Raw genomic sequence first — 17,770 nt, 5'->3', positions numbered from 1 at the left:
AAAAGTTTCCTTAGTGTATTTTTGCACCTCAATTTTATGGAAACAAAAGATTTAATATTAAAAGAGTCGATGGATCTCTTCTTGACCTTAGGGTTTAAGAGTGTGACTATGGACGAGATTGCCAGTAAAATTGGTATGAGCAAGAAAACGCTCTACGCCCATTTTAAGACTAAAGCATCTTTAGTACATGATGCTTCTCTACATTTCTGCACTAAAGTTTGCGACGGTGTGGATGCCATTTCTGCGTCAGAGAGTGCTAACCCTATTGAAGAGTTGTACGATGTCAAGAAATTTGTCATGCAGCAACTTAAAGGCGACAACACCTCACCTATTTATCAACTTAAGAAATACTATCCTGAGGTTCATAAAAAAGTAGAGCTTATGCAGTTTGACCACATGAATGGATGTATCCAGAAAAATGTGCAGCGAGGTATGGAACTGGGGCTTTATCGGGATAACATAGATACTGGATTCATTGCCCGTATGTACTTTATAGGCCTTCAGGGCATTAAGGAAATTACCGTTTTCCCTCCAGATCAATATCCGGTTCATGAATTGTACGATCAGTATTTAGAGTACCATCTGCGCGGGATTGTCACCCCTGCAGGACGTCAGATTTTAAATGAAATTACCCAATCAAACCACGATTAAATGTCAATAATCAAAAACACCTTAGTGCTTCTGGTTTTTTTCGCTTTCGCGAAAGCGAACTCACAAGAATCTCAAGAAACACCTAACAACTATAGTTTCACAGTAGAAGAAGCAATCAACTTTGCTCTGGAAAATAACTATCAAGCGATCAACGCCAAAAGAGATATTGTCAAAGCATTAAAGCAAAAATGGGAAACCACAGCTACAGGATTGCCACAAATCACGGGAACCGCTGATTATCAAAATCAATTGAAGCAGCCCATCACGCCATTACCCGCTGAAATTGCAGGTGGAGAACCTGGAACATTTGTACCGGTGGCCTTTTCCCCTAAACAAAGTGCCAATCTTACTGCGACATTGAACCAGATCATCTTTGACGGCAGTTACATTGTTGCACTGGAAGCATCTAAAACCTTTCTGGACTTTTCTGAAAATGCCAATAACAAAACAAAGCTAGAAGTACGCAAAGGTGTTATTAACGCCTATGGTGGTGTGTTGCTTTCCCAAGAAAATGTGGATATCATTACCAAAAACCTAGAAACTGTCAAGGAAAATCTGGAGGAGACCAGAAAGATCTTTGAAAACGGCCTGACTGAAGAAGAAGATGTGGAACAATTGCAGATTACTACATTGCAGTTGACCAATCAATTGAACAGCGCAAAACGTCAAACAGAGATTGCAATAAATATGTTCCAACTTGCCCTAGGACTTGACCTGGCAACTAATGTCTTCCTAACAGATAATCTGGAAAGCCTTGCGGTAAAAACTATTGATCTTGCACTACCTGCTCAAGACCTGACTTTGGAAAAGTCAGTTGATTATCAGATTGCTTATAATATGACAGAACAGCGACGTCTGGAATATAAGCTAGAGCGCAGCAAAGCATTGCCTACCGTAACTGGCTTTGTCAATTATGGAACGCAGGCATTTGATAATAACTTTGTGTTCTTCAACAACAATACACAATGGTTCCAGCAATCCATCGCTGGTGTGAGTATCAACTGGCCGGTTTTTACATCCTTCGGCAGAAAAGCGCGTACAGCACGTGCAAAAATCGCATGGGGTCAAGCGGAAACTGATCTAGAACGCACCTCACAAGAGGTCAGGTTGGATTATGAAACCGCCGTGAACGATTATCAGCTTGCGATTGATACCTATTATACCAATAAGCAGAATCTGGAACTGGCAGAACGTATTGAGAACAAGAACCAGATAAAGTTTACGGAAGGTATATCTACCAGCTTTGATTTAAGACAGGCACAAACCCAACTTTACCAAGCACAATCTGAATACCTCAACAGCATGTTTCAAGTAATTACCAATAAGGCAGCTCTAGAGACTGTATTGAACACGCCTAATTATTTATCACCTAGAAATGACTGACCATAACACGAATACTACCATGAAAAATAAATTTGCCTACTTACTATTATTGCCTTTGTTAATCGCCTGTGGCGGTGGTGAGCAATCCATTGACGACCTAATAGCGGCCGGTGACACAGATGCCATCACACAGCGCAAGACAGAGCTTCTTAATGAGAAAAAAGAACTAGAGGTCGAGATAAGCAGTATAGAAAAATACCTGAATGATAACACGGAGCAAAAAGAAGGTTCTCTAGTAAGTGTTGAAAAGCTTACTGACACGCTTTTTAACCATTACATAGAACTACAAGGAAGTGTTGATACTAAGCAAAACATCACCTTAATGGCAGAAACCGCTGGTGTCCTTACTAATGTTTATGTTACTGAAGGCCAACGAGTTTCAAAAGGTCAACGCCTTGCCAAAATCGATGATGGTGGTATCGCCCAGCAAATCGAACAAATGAAAGTTCAAGCACAACTTGCCAAAACTACCTTCGAGAGACAAAAAAGACTTTGGGATCAAAACATAGGGTCAGAAATCCAGTACCTACAGGCTAAAGCGAATTATGAGGCCCAACAAAGCGCCATCAGATCCATGCAGCAGCAGCTCGCAAAAAGCGTGGTTACCGCTCCGTTTTCTGGAGTGATTGATAACGTGATTACAGAGCAAGGAAATGTTGTATCGCCAGGAATGACAGAATTATTTCGTCTGGTCAACCTAAGCGACATGTATATTGAGGTAGAAGTTCCAGAAACCTATATCGCATCAGTCAATGAAGGTACACAAGTTGTAATCAATTTTCCGGTTCTTAACGAGACGTCAATCAGTAAGGTAAGACAGAGCAGTTCCTTCATAAACCCAGCAAACCGTTCCTTCAAGATTGAAGTACCAGTCAAGAACCCAGCTGGAAATGTAAAGCCCAATCTTACCGCAAAATTAAAAATCAATGACTACACCAGCAAGAATGCGATTCTTGTGCCGTTATCTGTTATTAGCGAGAATCAAGATGGTGAGCAATACGTGATGGTGGCCAGCAACCTTAGCCAAGGAGAAGAATTTAATGAAGCTGTCGCGAAAAGGAAGTTGATCAAGACCGGCAAAACAAGCGACAACATGATAGAAGTCACAGAAGGTCTTGCAACTGGAGATCTGATTATAGTGGAAGGTGCTCGTAGCGTCAAGGAAGATCAAAAAATTAGAATCAAAGCATAACTGCAATGGGAAAGAAAAGCGAAAAGGAATTTGGACTGTCCTCATGGGCCATCAACAATTCCACAGTCATATGGATCATTATTGCTTTGGTTCTCGTTCTGGGGGTATCAGGCTATTTTGCAATGCCACGGGAAGATTATCCAGAGGTAAAAGAAACCAAGATCTACATATCCAGTGTCTATCCAGGTAACACTGCTGAAGATATTGAACGCCTCATCACAGAGCCGTTGGAAGATAAATTGAAAAACCTTTCTAATGTTGTAGAAATACTCTCCACGTCTCAGGAAGACTATTCCATAATTACAGTAGAATTCAATGAAAAAATAGCTGTTGAGGACGCCAAACAGAAAGTCAAGGATGAGGTTGATGTAGAAACCTCAAGCGAGGACTGGCCTACATTCAATAATGCCAAGATTGAACCCAATATTTTTGACCTGAAAATCAGTGAGGAAATCCCTATAATGAACATCAACCTGCGTGGTGATTACACCGTTAGGGAGCTTAAGGTATTTGCAGAGTATCTACAGGATGAAATTGAGGCTCTAGAACAAATTAAAGAAGCAAGCATACGTGGTGCTCAAGAATTAGAGGTTGAGGTTGCTGTTGACATTTATAAAATGACAGCGGCCAAAGTTAGTTTTGACAATGTCATAAATGCCGTTCGTGGTGGGAACTCTACCCTAAGCGCTGGAAATATCAAGACTGAAAACCAACGACGCACCATCAGGATTTTAGGTGAGATCAGCAGACCGGAGCAACTAGAGCGATTTGTGGTAAAAAATGAGAATGGCCCAATTTACCTCACTGACATTGCCGAGGTTAATTTTCAAGAAGAAGACAAAACGACATTTGCACGCGAGTTTGGGGATCCTGTTGTGATGATTGATGTTAAAAAGCAGTCTGGGAAAAATACCATAGAGGCTGCAGAAAGTATACGTGACATCATTAAAAAATCTCAGGTAAGTGGCAAGATCCCAGAAAATGTAGAGATCTCTATAACCAATGACGGTTCCACGCGTACTCTAAATCAAGTGGATGACCTGGTAAACAACATCATTTTTGGGGTAATACTGGTTGTAACGGTATTGATGTTTTTCCTAGGATTTAGAAATGCATTGTTTGTTGGGTTTGCTATTCCCATGTCCATGTTGATGAGCTTTATCATTTTGAACGGATTGGGTTATACATTGAACACCATGATCCTTTTTGCCATGATTATGGGATTGGGAATGTTAGTAGATAACGGTATTGTGGTTGTTGAAAACGTGTATCGCTTGATGGATGAAGAAGGAATGCCTAGAATCAAGGCTGCTAAAGTCGGTATAGGCGAGATCGCCGTACCCATTATCATTTCTACACTAACCACTGTTGCTGCTTTTGTACCCATAGGTTTATGGCCTGGTATTATGGGTGAGTTCATGAAATATTTCCCAATTACTCTTTCTATTGTTTTGGGTAGTTCATTAATCGTTGCCATTTTCTTTAACTCCATGTTAGTTTCTAAATTCATGAGTGTAGATGAGAAGAATATTCCTCTCAAAAAACTCATTTGGATTACAGCAATTATGGGCGGCATAGGCTTACTCATTATGATTTTTGGTGGAGCAATTCGCGGTATTGGAAGCGTCATGGTCGTTACCGTGTTGCTATTATGGATTTATAAATATGCTGTAAAAGGATGGACGCTAGCTTTTCAAAGAAATACGCTCAAATGGCTGGACAATGCCTATGAACGTTTTCTAAAGTTTGCATTGAGAGGAAAAACACCTTATTGGTTTACCGGTGGTATGCTTGTGATGTTTGTGGGAGTCTTGGCATTGTATTTTGGCTGGTCTGTAGGTTCTGGTAGAACAAAAGTTGAGTTCTTTCCGGAAAACAAACCTAACCAGATCATAGTTTATATAGAATATCCAGAAGGTACCTCTATTGATAAAACCAATAGAACGACAAAAGAAATAGAAAGTGTCGTTTATGATGTCCTTAACGATCCAGAATACAGGGAAGATGGTAGAAATTTCATGGTAGAAAGTGCCGTTTCTCAAGTAGGTGAAGGTGCTGGGAATCCGCAGACTGATGGTGGAAGCGCTGCTGAAATGCCTAATAAAGGTAAAATCACGGCTTCCATGAGAGAATATAAATTCAGGCAAGGAAAGGACAGCGAGATCCTGCGCAAAAAGGTTCAAGAAGCTGTTCAAGGAAAATTCCCGGGAATTGCTATTAGTGTGGAAAAAGATCAAGCGGGACCAGCTGCTGGATATCCAGTAAATATTGAATTGCAAGGAGAAGATTATGGGGAGTTGATCGCGACTGCAGAGCGTATGGTGAAATTCCTGAACGAGAAGAACATTGCGCCAGTTGATGAACTCAAGATCGATGTCAACAAAAGCAAACCTGCCTTGCAGGTCAAGGTAGATCGTGAAAAAGCTGGTGAATTAGGTATAAGCGCAGGTCAAGTAGGACAGCAATTGCGTCGATCTATTTTTGGAGAAAAAGCAGGTGTCTACAAAAAGGAAGGTGAAGATTATGATATCTACGTGCGTTTTAATGAAGATGATAGATATGATCGCAGTGCATTATTTAACCAACGAATCACCTATCGGGACATGGCATCTGGACAGATCAGGGAAATTCCCGTCAGTGCCGTAACGACCCAGCAGAACGTTTCAGGTTTTAGTGCCATCAAGCATAAAGACAACAAGCGTGTAGTAACGGTCTATAGTGCCTTAAAGCCTGGTTACAGTGATGCTGGTGCAGCAGTAGCACAAATACAGAATGAAATGCTGGACTTTGAAAACCTGCCGGATAACATCAATATCGATTATACGGGACAACTGGAAGAGCAGAATAAACAACAGGCATTCTTGATGACCGCATTGATGGCTGGGCTTGCACTGATATTTTTCATCTTAATATTCCAGTTCAGTGGGGTTTCAAAACCTGCGATTATCATGGTTTCCATATTCTTGAGTTTCATAGGTGTATTCTTAGGTTTAATGATCACTGGGTGGCCATTTGTCATCATGATGACCATGATGGGAATCATTTCTCTGGCCGGTATCGTAGTAAACAATAGCGTTGTTCTTATTGACTATGTAGATATCTTGAAATTAAGAAGACGTGAAGAATTGGGAATCGATGACGACAAGCATCTAATTAGTAAGGAAGATTCTTTTGCAGCGATCGTCCAAGCTGGGAAAGCAAGGTTGCGTCCTGTATTATTAACAGCAATCACAACGGTACTAGGCTTGATACCGCTAGCGATAGGATTGAACATCGATTTCTTTAGCCTGTTTAGCGAATTTGATCCCAAAATTTACATGGGTGGAGACAACGTTATTTTCTGGGGACCACTGGCCTGGACGGTAATCTTCGGGTTAATATTCGCAACATTCTTGACCTTGATTATTGTCCCTGTTCTATTGTATTTAGTGCATAGAGCCAAGCTACGATTCCAAAGAAAATTTGGTGATCAACCAGAAGAAGGAGAACAAATCCCGTCAGAGGAAGCTGCTTAAAAGTAGCGGTACCACATTTTATAAACGCCCTCTCTACAGAGGGCGTTTTTTTATATGTAACCACAATTACAACCGCTGAAAAACCAGTTCCAAAAAGCATTTACACAAACACATCACAACCTTTAAGGAAAAGCAAATGCCTCTCACTAGGTAAGAGGCATTTAAAGGTTTATGATTCGGTTTATTTCGCTTTCGCGAAAGCGAACTCTTTTAAGAATTACTCACTCTCAGTATCAAATTGATTAGAATCATACTCTGTGAAATACTGTTCTGCAACTTGAGTAGTCGTATTCATCAGATCACGGGTTTCTAGCAATAGACCGAAGTATAAGGTCGTATTCTTAGGAGATTCGTCCGTATTCTTAGTGCGTTTTACTTGCTTTTCAATTTTGCTATCCACCAGTTCTAGCAACTCTCGTTTTTTACTAATGATGGACTCTAACCTGATAAAGTCCTTGTTTTTAAACACATTTTCAGATTCTTCAAAAATATCATGAATGCGATTGATGATTTCTTTCAGATCCTTGATTTGAGTAAATTTCAGGCTCTTATGATTATTATTAATGTGGTCTGTACTGGATCTAGAGATGTACTCGAGCGATTGAGAAATATCCTGTAGGTGGCCCAAAACGTCTATATAAAATTTACTTGCTCCTATAGTTTGTTCATCTAGATTTCTAATGAAAAAGTATATATTGTTACGCAAGGCATCTACCTCAACCCCTAGTTTCTTACTGTCTTTACGAGCAGATTTCAAAGCGCTCAAATCTTGATTGATCAAACCTTCTAGGGTTTTGGAATACATGTTTTTAGACCTCTTGAATACCGTAGCTACTGTATCAGAACTTTCCTCGATGATTCCTTGAATGGTCTTACTTTCTGCTTTGTGAAGCTCGTCAGTGATCTTTTGCTCAGTTTGTGAACGTTTGTGCATGATGAAACTGCGAGTAATAAGCACTACAGCCAGAACGACTAGACCTATGATCGCATAAAAACCACCCAAATAAATGATATAGGCAAAAATCGCAGCCGCAGTAAATGCACTAAAAGCGGTAAAAAACCAACCACCTATCACATTCAAAACTCCCGCAATACGGTAAACCGCGCTTTCAGTTCCCCAGGCACGATCTGCTAACGAGGTTCCCATCGCTACCATAAACGTGACATATGTGGTAGATAATGGCAACTTATAAGAAGTGGCTACAGAGATCAACACACTAGCCACCATTAGATTTACTGAAGCACGTACGTAATCAAAAGCAGGCTTATCTGCATTTTTAGTAACTAGTCCTAACGAGGGTACTTTTTCAAATCGTTTAGAGATATAATTTGTAGCGCTTTTAGGCATGACGCGCTGAATACCATCTGCTGTCATGATCGAATAACGCACCAAATACCTAGAGAGGAAATTAGCTTTAAAGCGTTCTATACCGCTATCCTGGCGTGCTAGATCAACTGATGTCTTAACCACCGCTTGCGCCTTAGAAGAAAACCAAAGCGTCAAAATCATTACGACACCTGCAAGGATTAAGAGCCATTTTTGACTAGGTAATTTACCACCTAGGGCATCCATTCTAAACCCTTCTACAGCTCCAGCATCCATCCAGATATTATAAGCATCATAAGCACCTATAGGCACCCCAATGAAGTTGACTAAGTCATTTCCCGCAAAAGCCATAGCAAGACCAAATGTCCCTAGAATAATGATCAATTTATAAATATCCCACTTCAACACATAAACATATATCAAACTGAAAATGATCCAGAAAATAAAACCGTACCCAAGAGTGGTGTAAACGTTTGTGGTGTATTCAAATATGAAATTCAGCCCGCCTAGATCAGCGCCCTTTAATCCTTTAACGATAATAAAATAGTACAAACTGGTGAGCGACAATCCTCCAAAAATCCCTGCAAGGAATGCTGGGCGTTTTCTATAATTGAAGGTCAACATCAAACGGGAAAGGAATTGAACCAGCGCCCCAATGGTAAATGCAATAACCACAGAAAGCAAGATACCGGTCACAATCTCTATGGCCGTCTCACTGGCGATATATCTACCCAAGTCAAGAAATGTTTCTGTCTCGCTTTCTCCTATTTTCAATAAAGAAACACACACCGCAGCCCCTAGCAATTCAAAAACAATGGAAACCGTGGTAGAGGTAGGCAACCCCAGACTATTGAAAAAGTCCAGAAGCAATACATCAGTGATCATCACCGCCATGAAAATAATCATGATCTCGTCAAAATAGAATTCGCCTGGATTGAAAATCCCCTTACGCGCAACTTCCATCATACCGCTGCTGGAGAGCGCTCCCAATGCGATACCTAAACTCGCAATGATCATGATGGTTTTAAAGCTGATGGCCTTAGACCCTATGGCACTATTTAAGAAGTTTACCGCGTCATTACTAACCCCAACAACTAAGTCTGTAATCGCCAGACCCGCTAGGATAATGAGCATGTAGATATAAATGTCTCCCATTTTTCAAAAATTGTTAAGCTGCAAAAATGCTATATTCCGCACAGTTGTACGTTATTATATAGTTATTAATGTGATTACTATTGAATAAATAAATTGAGACGGCAAACTAGCTGTGATTGTTTCGCTTTCGCGAAAGCGAACTTGCATTTCACTTCAACGCATAAAAAAAGCTGTTCCTAAGAACAGCTTTTATGGATAAATGATATCGGGCTACTATAGAAAGTTGTAACCAGTCCAAGAGAAAGCAGCTGCGTTAGCTCCAGTCTGATTAGCATTTACAGTTACTGTCGCGTTAGGTGCATTCTTAATGTCAGACCCGTCTGCAGTACCGCTAGCGGTAGCTGTGATTTGGGTGGCTGATGTTGCGTTCCCTTTTGAATCTTCAAGATCTATGAAGTCTGCTGCAGTTGCAGTACCAAAAGTACCTGCTAGTGCATTAGTAATGGTGGCTGTTGCTCCACGACGTACTTTGATCAAATCTGAAAACTCTACGTTATCACCACGATTTTGAATAGTCACACCGTTTATGGTAAATACGGACTGGGTGTTGTCTGATGGAGAATTACCGTCAAGGTTACCGTCAGCTTCAATCCCACGTGGATCAGAAGTTACAGCGGTATAACCAGGCTCACGAACACCGAATATGTTAGTCAACGTTCCTCTATACCCTTGAGTGACATCAAACATATCGTCTTTAGCATTCAATACAAAGATGTTAGAAGCGTTTACAGATCCACCAAAGAATTCAATCCCGTCATCGTCACCATTAGCAAGCCAGATGTTAGAAAGTGTTGTTCCAGAACCTACACCATTAAGAGTAAGACCATTGTGCTCTGCCTCTCCATCGATGCGGGCACCAGTATACTCAATAATCACATAATTTAAGATTCCTGAAGATTCAGTATCGTTATTACCACCGAAAAGAAGTGCTTGATTCACCTCAGTTCCAGCCACATTTTGACCTTGTGGATTTTGACCAGAGATAAAGGCATTTCCATTAATTATCACACCACCCCAGGCAGCCGGAGTTGTTGAAGTACTTGTAAAGCGAATAGGTGCAGCAGCAGTTCCATTAGCTACTATTCTACCTCCTTTTTCTACTAGTAAATAAACGTCTGTACCACCTGCATTTGCAGTTATAGTCGTCCCAGCTTCAATAGTAAGTGTAGCTCCAGTTTTTACGAAAAGTGGTCCGTTTAATACATAAGCATTACCGGCGCTAAGAGTTCTATTTGAAGTAATATCTCCAGATAGGTTTAGTCCATCAGTAGGCGTTGTAGGTCCAGAAACATCATCGTCTGTAGAACAGGAGGTGATGGTTATAGCAGCAATTGCCAACATGGATAAAATCAGATTTTTCATTTTGAAAGTTTTAAATTAGTTTGTTGACGTAAAGTAAAGGCAAGCTTTTGCGGCATGTGTTAAGCCTAGTTTACCAAAAAATTAAAACTTATAGCTGTATCCTAAGCTAATGTCAAGCCCACGTTTATATTCGCTTAACACTGTGTTATTAGAATCACCATCACGCTCTAGTCGATACTCAGGGTTCAATAGGTTTTTAGCCTTTAGAGAAAGCTTACCGTTATCCCCTACACCAATAGATCCAACAAAATCCAACGTTGGAACACCGATCTCCTTAATATTAGCAAATCCACGTGTTCCTACTGAGTACACTCGCTCTGTAAAGTAATTAAATACTAAAGCGGTGTTCACATTGTTGTTCCCTAAAAATGTGTTGTAGTTCACATCAAAATTAGTAAGGAATGGAGCCGCACCTTGTAATTGCGTGCTGTCATCTGTAAATTGAGCTAAAGGATTTTCAAGGTCTTGCTTGCTGTATATATAAGATGCGTTGAAACCTACGGCAAGACTATTACTGCGATCCTTATCTGATCCCTCAAGGGAAGTCAATTCGTTTTCAAATAAAGTTTTTCTGATCTCCAACTCTGCTCCTATAACAGTTGCTGTACCACCTACGTTTAAGTATGTAAGTGTGTTTCCTGCACTTGGAATTTCAGTTCGTGCAATTGGATCGTTGATGTTTTTATAAAATCCTGTAATTGAGAATATCTCTCCTTTATTAGGATAAAACTCATAAGAAAGGTCCAAATTGATAACCTCTGAAATCTCAAGATCTGGATTTCCTTGTGTGGAAGTTCCTCCTGGATTATCATAACGGAAAGGTGCTATTTCTTTGAATCGAGGTAAGATATAGGTTTTACTTCCCGCTAGACGAATGATATTATCCTCGTTCACATTATACTTAAAACCTACACTAGGTAAGAATAAGTTTTCATCAATCTCAGCAGGACCACCAGAAACACTATTAGCAATATTCGTGTTATACTCTACCTCCTGACGTACATTTTCAAATCGTGCACCTGCGGTAACTAAAAGATTATCAGTCAGGTTTTTTACATAAGTAGCTTGTCCAGCGGCGACATATTTATCGCCTATATAATAAAAAGGAACGAAGGCATTTGGATTTAATATGGATCCGCGACCTGTCTCTAATCTGAAATTTCCAGCATCCAGAGAGGCTTGATTGTAAATACCGTCTGGGTTATTGATATCGACTTCAACTCTCTGATCAAAAGTATGATTGAACGTGGTGGCTTTAAAAATGTGGTGGGTCAACCTGTACTCTCCACCTAAAGTGATATAATTTAATCTATCGCTGTCATCACTAGCAAAGTTATATTTTAAACTAGCGATTCCATTATAATCATTTTCTTGAACTTCACTAAAATAGCGCTGGTTGTTACCTCCAGAATCTAAGTTTGGAGAATAGAACCCATCTCTAAACAAGTATTCAAAACTTCTTCTATCTGGCTCACTACCTCTAATAGCATTAAAAGATCCCTTGACGTTTAAGACCAATTTATCGCTCAGATTAATCTCTGAAAGCAATTGGTTAACAAAAAGATTGTTGTTGTTAGTCTGTTGTCTTCTTACAAAAACTTGATCTCCCGTTTGCTCAGGATTATCTATTCCTTGGAATTCTTGAAAATCCTGTGAATTTTTGTGAATGTACATTGATAAAAACTCAATGTTGTTACGATTAAATCGGTAATCCAGATCAATCTGTGCTATTTGTGAAGTTTCATATTCATAACTCACAAAGTCTTGATCTAAATAAAGAGTACCAGCACTTGTAGTGTTTCTAACAGTTCCCTCTACAAAACGATATCCATTATCAAAAGTCAAAAGCCCGTATATATTAAGGTAATTATCTCCTATGTCGATACGTTTCCCACCGTTAAGAGAGAAGCCTAAGTTTACCAGTCCATTTTGATCCTCACCGTTAATAGTATTATCAAATGTATATTGTCTTAGGTTGTCAGTAGGTAAATCTGGACTCGTAAAGCCGAAGTAACCCGGCCCATCAATAGACTTAAAGTCTTCTCCTAATGTCTGTAGATTTGCCCCTGTAGAAACACCAACTTCTAAAGCTTGACGACCTGTCAAACCTTTAAGGTCAATGTTTATGTTTGCACCGGCATTATCTCCTGTGAGTTCAGCGTTGAATACTTTATTGATATCCACAGTCTCGATCAAATCAGAGCCGAAAAAGTCCAGTGAGATATTTTTGTACTCTGGATCTTCTGATGGTAAAGGCAAACCGTTTAATGTGGTAGAATTGTAGCGATCACCGAGACCTCTAACAAAAACATTCTTCACTCCTGCTTGCTTACTAATACCGCTCACCTTAGTTACTGCACCTTCTGCATCGCTCACTCCTTTTTGGGAAAGCTCTTCTGCACCAATCGATTGCTTGATGGTTACTGCATTCTTTTTCTCCTCTAACAATACATCAGTTCCTTCACGCGACTTAGCGACCACAATAGATACAGCCTCAAGAGAAGCAGCTTCTGCACTCATTTCCACATTTACGGTTGTGGTAAATCCATTGCGTACCACTACTTCCGGAATTTCTACAGTTTTCATGCCGACAAAGGAAACCACAAGAGTGTAAGTTCCTGCTGGAGCTGAAATACTGAAATTACCATCAAAATCAGATTGCGCTCCATAGTTGGTTCCTTTAAGAACCACAGATGCGAAGGCAACAGGTTCATTTTCGGTAGTAGCATCCTTATCAATGATGGTACCGTTTACCTTACCGGTTTGAGCTGTGGTTAAGGCAGTTACAAGTAAAAAAAGTATAAAAACTAATTTGTTCATTACAAGTGTTTTAGAATTTGCAAATGAACGATTAGAATCCAGCTTACCAGGTTAATTTACTATTGTCTTTTTAAGCTGGATTGTTAAGAAATAGTTACCCGTGTTACATAACCTGTTTCAAACATAGGTTTCTATATTGCAATCAAAATATTCAAAATGAACTGGCCCCAACTGCTCTCGCTTAAAAAACACGGCGATACTGCCCCACGACTAAGAAATCAACAAGACGAACTGCGGTTAGGCTTTGAGGTGGATTATGACCGTATCATATTCTCCTCACAATTTCGCAGCCTACAGGACAAGACTCAGGTCATTCCTTTAAGTCAAACTGGATTTGTTCATACGCGACTCACACACAGTCTAGAGGTTTCTGTAGTAGGTAGGTCTCTAGGTCGTATGGCAGGGCAAAAGATTCTGGAACGGCATCCAGACCTTGTTGATCTAGGATATAAGCATCAAGACTTTGGAGCAATCGTAGCTGCAGCGGCTCTTTCGCACGACATTGGAAACCCACCATTCGGTCACAGTGGTGAAAAAGCCATAGGTAGTTATTTTTCCAGTGAGAAAGGGAATGCTGTAATGAGTTCGCTTTCGCGAAAGCAACAACAAGACCTTCTCGATTTTGAAGGAAATGCTAATGGTTATAGATTGTTGAACATGAACAAACCTGGATCGCCTGGAGGTTTGAGATTATCCTATGCTACTTTAGGAGCATTTGTAAAATACCCGAAAGAGTCCTTACCTAAAAAGCCAACAAGCCATATTTCTCAAAAAAAATACGGAATCTTTCAATCAGATGTCCCACATTTTGAGGACGTGGCAATGGACATGGGACTGAAAAATACCAGTGAGACTGGTGAGGCATACCACCGCCACCCATTGACTTATCTGGTAGAAGCAGCAGATGATATTTGCTATACCATCATTGATTTTGAAGATGCGATCAACCTAGGGAACATTCCTGAGGATCATGCTCTAGAACAATTAATCAATCTAGTGCGCGACAATATAAAAACAGAAACCTACTCTATCTTATCATCTACCTCTGAACGCTTGGCTTATTTAAGAGCGCTTGCCATAGGCACTTTGATCACAGATTGCGTGGAAACTTTCATGAAACATGAGAAAGAAATACTAGCCGGAACTCTATCACATTCCCTGACCGATCTTTCCAAATACAAACCGCAAATTGATGATATACTCGCCTTAACTGTCGAAAACCTCTACCAACATCCAGATGTGGTACAAAAGGAGGTTGCAGGTTATAAGATTCTTCGTGAGGTCCTAGATGCCGTAATCACGGCAAGCATGAATGAACTTCATGGTCAAGAAAGCAGTTATGATAAGTTAATACTACAACTTACTCCAGATGAAGTTTTAGCTTCAGAAAACTTGTACGATCGCCTTCTTGCTGCATGTGGCTATGTAGCCTCGTTGACTGATACTAAATCAGTAAAATTATTTGAAATCATCAACGGCCGCATTTAATCGCTTCAAATCGTGAAACTTAAATGGGATTCACGCCGTATATTTATCATCCCTTAATTCTACTCATGAAAAAGTTTGCTCTATATTCTGTTGCTCTCGCCCTTATTGCATTTATTATTTATCTCATTATTCCCAAGGAACAGCAACTGAGCTTGATGGAGCAAAAGAGACAGAAACATGAAAAGTTTCTAGCCGACTCTCCATTTAATGACACCAAAAATTTGAGCAGTAAAGAACGTAGAGAACTCGGTTTACCACCTAACGCGTACAATGAGCGCATGTGGGAATTAACGATGAATCCTGATTTAGGTTATCCCACTCCTTTTTTAGTAGAGCCTACTAAGTTTCCATTAAGTCTAGCCAAAGGAACACCAGGAACTGTGACATCCCCATGGATTGAGCGTGGACCTTTAAATGTAGGCGGTCGTACTCGGGTCGTTTTTTTTGACCCTAATGATGTAGGAGCTAATAATGGTGATGGAGTCGATTATAACCGTGTTTTTGCAGGAGCCGTCGGCGGTGGGTTGTGGGTAAATGAAAATATTAATAATGTCATAGGACAATGGAAAATAGTTCCAGGAATAGCAGCTAACCTTTCGGTAAGCGCCTATGCAATAGACCCTAATGATTCGAACACGATCTATATAGGAACTGGTGAACAGTACACAGATGGAGCAGCCATAGGTGATGGGCTCTATAAATCAACCGATGGTGGCGCTACATGGGCAGCGGTTGATATACCCGTAGCAGGAGGAGGAGATTTTCAAGATGGCAGCAACTTATTTCAAGCAGGTATCTTCCATATCAATGATATATTGACGCGAGATGTCAATGGTACGACTGAGGTCTATGTGGGCGTAGGAGCATCTAGATATTTTAGTCCTAATTTTACCATTCGTAATCCATTAAATTTTCTGGGCTCACAAAGCGCAGGAATTTATCGCAGCGCTGATAATGGTGCCACTTGGTCTCGAAACGAAGATTTTAACCTGAAATTTTTTACCACAGATGGTACCTTTCCTGTTGTACCTAACGATTTTGAACTAGCCGCTGATGGCAAAATCTACATGAGCACCATACATTCTCCTGGTTTTGGAGCCGGCGGTGGACGTATATACAGTACTACAAATGGAACCAGCTGGACATTACTTCAAAACGTTAATGGAAATAGAACAGAATTAGCAGCATCTAAAACAAATGCTAACAAGCTTTATGTATTAGCAAGCGTAAGTGGTGAGGCAGAAATTTTTAAAACTCTCGATGGATTTTTAACGATTGAAGATGTCGAGGAGCCTCAAGATGCAGATAACGGAATTCCAGATTCCGATTTTACTCGCGGTCAGTCTTTTTATGACTTAGTTATTGAAGTTGCTCCAAATAATGATGAAACTATATATGTTGGTGGAATCAATATCCATAGATCAGAAGATGGTGGTGCTGTCTGGCAGCAAATATCTAAATGGTCAGAGAATCCTAACATGAATTTATTGCAGATTCCATTTGTACATGCTGATGTCCACGCTTTGACTTTCCAACCTAATAACAATGACCGCGCATTGATTGGGTCAGATGGCGGTGTATCTCTTGCTAGTGCCATAAGTCAAGCTGGATCTAATTCTAATGCCATACAGACGAGAAACAATGGTTACAATGTTACCCAATTCTATTATGGAGATATCAACCAGATCGATTTTGAAGATGGGGATGACTTTATAGGAGGTACCCAAGATAATGGGTCACCAGTAATAAATAATTCAGTCATTGGTAATGGTCTTAGTTCTTCCTTTGACCCTACCGGTGGTGACGGTTCCTTTTCTGCCATTGATGATGAGGGAGTTTACGCCATTTTAGGTTATACGAGTAGAACCCACATATACCTATCATATCCTATTAATAATAATGGATCTAGATATTTTATCTCAAATGAAAACGATGGTGATTTCATCAATGTTGGAGAATTGGATTCTGCTTTCGATGTGTTTTATGCCAATTCACGAACTGCAGGAAATCAAAATTCTATAACTGCTTGTGAGTTGGGAGCGAGTTCAGCAAACTGCACTGAGATTACAGGGGGTGAAATTGCGAATGGACGACCAACTGCAATGAAAGCTTCTCCTTTTTCCACTGTATCTCCAACCTTATACGTAGGATCACAGGACTCAAGATTATTTAGGATTGACAACGCCAATTCCACAGCAAATTCGATTACAAGTTTGAGCAGTCCTGACTTCCTAGGTAGCGTCTCTGATATTGAATTTGGAGCGAGTGAGTTAGAGATTTTCTTAACTATGCATAACTATGGTGTCAACAATGTATGGTACACTAACGATGGTGGAGTTACTTGGTCCCAAAAAGACGGAAATTTACCGGACATTCCCGTTAAGGCCATTTTACAAAATCCATTAGTTGCTAATGAAGTAATTATTGGAACTCAAAATGGAATTTATGCCACTACAGATTTTGACAGCCCAAGTCCTACATGGGTGCAAACTATGAATGGGATGACCAGCGTTCCTGTTTATGATCTTGATTTAAGAACGGCAGACAATACCGTATTAGCTACGACACACGGTCGTGGTATGTTTACGGGTAAATTTGACGGCACTACAGCGAGCATAACAAATGATATCAGAGAGAAACCGATTAAGATATTCCCTACTCAGGCGAGTACAGAGATCTTCGTTGATAGTAATAGAGATTTCGGCAACACCTTAATCACTATTTACAACCTCAACGGTCAACAAGTTTACAAAGCAAATAAATCCTTAAGTGGAAGTAAGCAGCGCATAGACATCTCGGCATTAAGCACTGGATTCTATTTACTGAAAGTCACTGGTGACGGTATCAATCAAACCACTAAATTCTTAAAAGAATAGA

The 17,770-nt window shown here is 40.1% G+C and carries 9 protein-coding genes; 6 read left to right on the top strand and 3 right to left on the bottom strand.

The genetic code is table 11. From position 1 onward, the window contains the following. Nucleotides 1-36: 36 nt before the first annotated feature. From NMS_RS05250 to NMS_RS05235, 4 genes are read left to right on the top strand one after another with little or no spacing between them, the layout of a single operon-like run. Nucleotides 37-651: a TetR/AcrR family transcriptional regulator gene (locus NMS_RS05250; protein WP_041495761.1), complete on the top strand. Its 615-nt coding sequence runs from the start codon at nucleotides 37-39 to the stop codon at nucleotides 649-651. Beyond that, nucleotides 652-2,034: a TolC family protein gene (locus tag NMS_RS05245; RefSeq protein ID WP_041495760.1), complete on the top strand. Its 1,383-nt coding sequence runs from the start codon at nucleotides 652-654 to the stop codon at nucleotides 2,032-2,034. Beyond that, entirely contained in the window at nucleotides 2,027-3,226 is a 1,200-nt protein-coding gene (locus NMS_RS05240; protein WP_231862362.1) for an efflux RND transporter periplasmic adaptor subunit, read from the top strand. The genes NMS_RS05245 and NMS_RS05240 overlap by 8 nt, the downstream gene beginning before the upstream one ends. Before the next feature lie 5 nt (nucleotides 3,227-3,231). Continuing rightward, nucleotides 3,232-6,741 (top strand): efflux RND transporter permease subunit, encoded by a 3,510-nt coding sequence (locus NMS_RS05235; protein WP_041495759.1) that lies wholly within the window; start codon nucleotides 3,232-3,234, stop codon nucleotides 6,739-6,741. A 217-nt stretch (nucleotides 6,742-6,958) separates the two neighbouring features. On the opposite strand, the gene NMS_RS05230 is transcribed toward NMS_RS05235, so the two are convergent. The 3 genes from NMS_RS05230 to NMS_RS05220 all read right to left on the bottom strand — a co-directional run bounded on the left by NMS_RS05230 (nucleotide 6,959) and on the right by NMS_RS05220 (nucleotide 13,405). Further along, a complete protein-coding gene (locus NMS_RS05230) occupies nucleotides 6,959-9,223 on the bottom strand; it encodes an inorganic phosphate transporter (protein ID WP_041495758.1) in 2,265 nt (754 codons plus the stop codon). Nucleotides 9,224-9,436: 213 nt separating this feature from the next. Then, nucleotides 9,437-10,585 (bottom strand): autotransporter outer membrane beta-barrel domain-containing protein, encoded by a 1,149-nt coding sequence (locus NMS_RS05225; RefSeq protein WP_041495757.1) that lies wholly within the window; start codon nucleotides 10,583-10,585, stop codon nucleotides 9,437-9,439. A gap of 81 nt (nucleotides 10,586-10,666) precedes the next feature. Further along, entirely contained in the window at nucleotides 10,667-13,405 is a 2,739-nt protein-coding gene (locus NMS_RS05220; protein WP_041495756.1) for a TonB-dependent receptor, read from the bottom strand. Nucleotides 13,406-13,561: 156 nt separating this feature from the next. On the opposite strand from NMS_RS05220, the gene dgt reads away from it, so the two are divergent. Beyond that, nucleotides 13,562-14,893 carry a dGTP triphosphohydrolase gene (gene dgt / locus NMS_RS05215; RefSeq protein ID WP_041495755.1) on the top strand — a complete coding sequence of 444 codons (1,332 nt, stop codon included), beginning with the start codon at nucleotides 13,562-13,564 and terminating at the stop codon, nucleotides 14,891-14,893. A gap of 65 nt (nucleotides 14,894-14,958) precedes the next feature. Next, entirely contained in the window at nucleotides 14,959-17,769 is a 2,811-nt protein-coding gene (locus tag NMS_RS05210) for a T9SS type A sorting domain-containing protein (RefSeq protein ID WP_041495754.1), read from the top strand. Nucleotide 17,770 lies beyond the last annotated feature (1 nt).

Origin of the sequence: Nonlabens marinus S1-08 (genome assembly GCF_000831385.1) — a bacterium.
Taxonomy (GTDB): Bacteria; Bacteroidota; Bacteroidia; order Flavobacteriales; family Flavobacteriaceae; genus Nonlabens; species Nonlabens marinus.
Note: the sequence above shows the minus strand (reverse complement) of the source record. Positions and strands in the feature narration are given on the sequence as shown.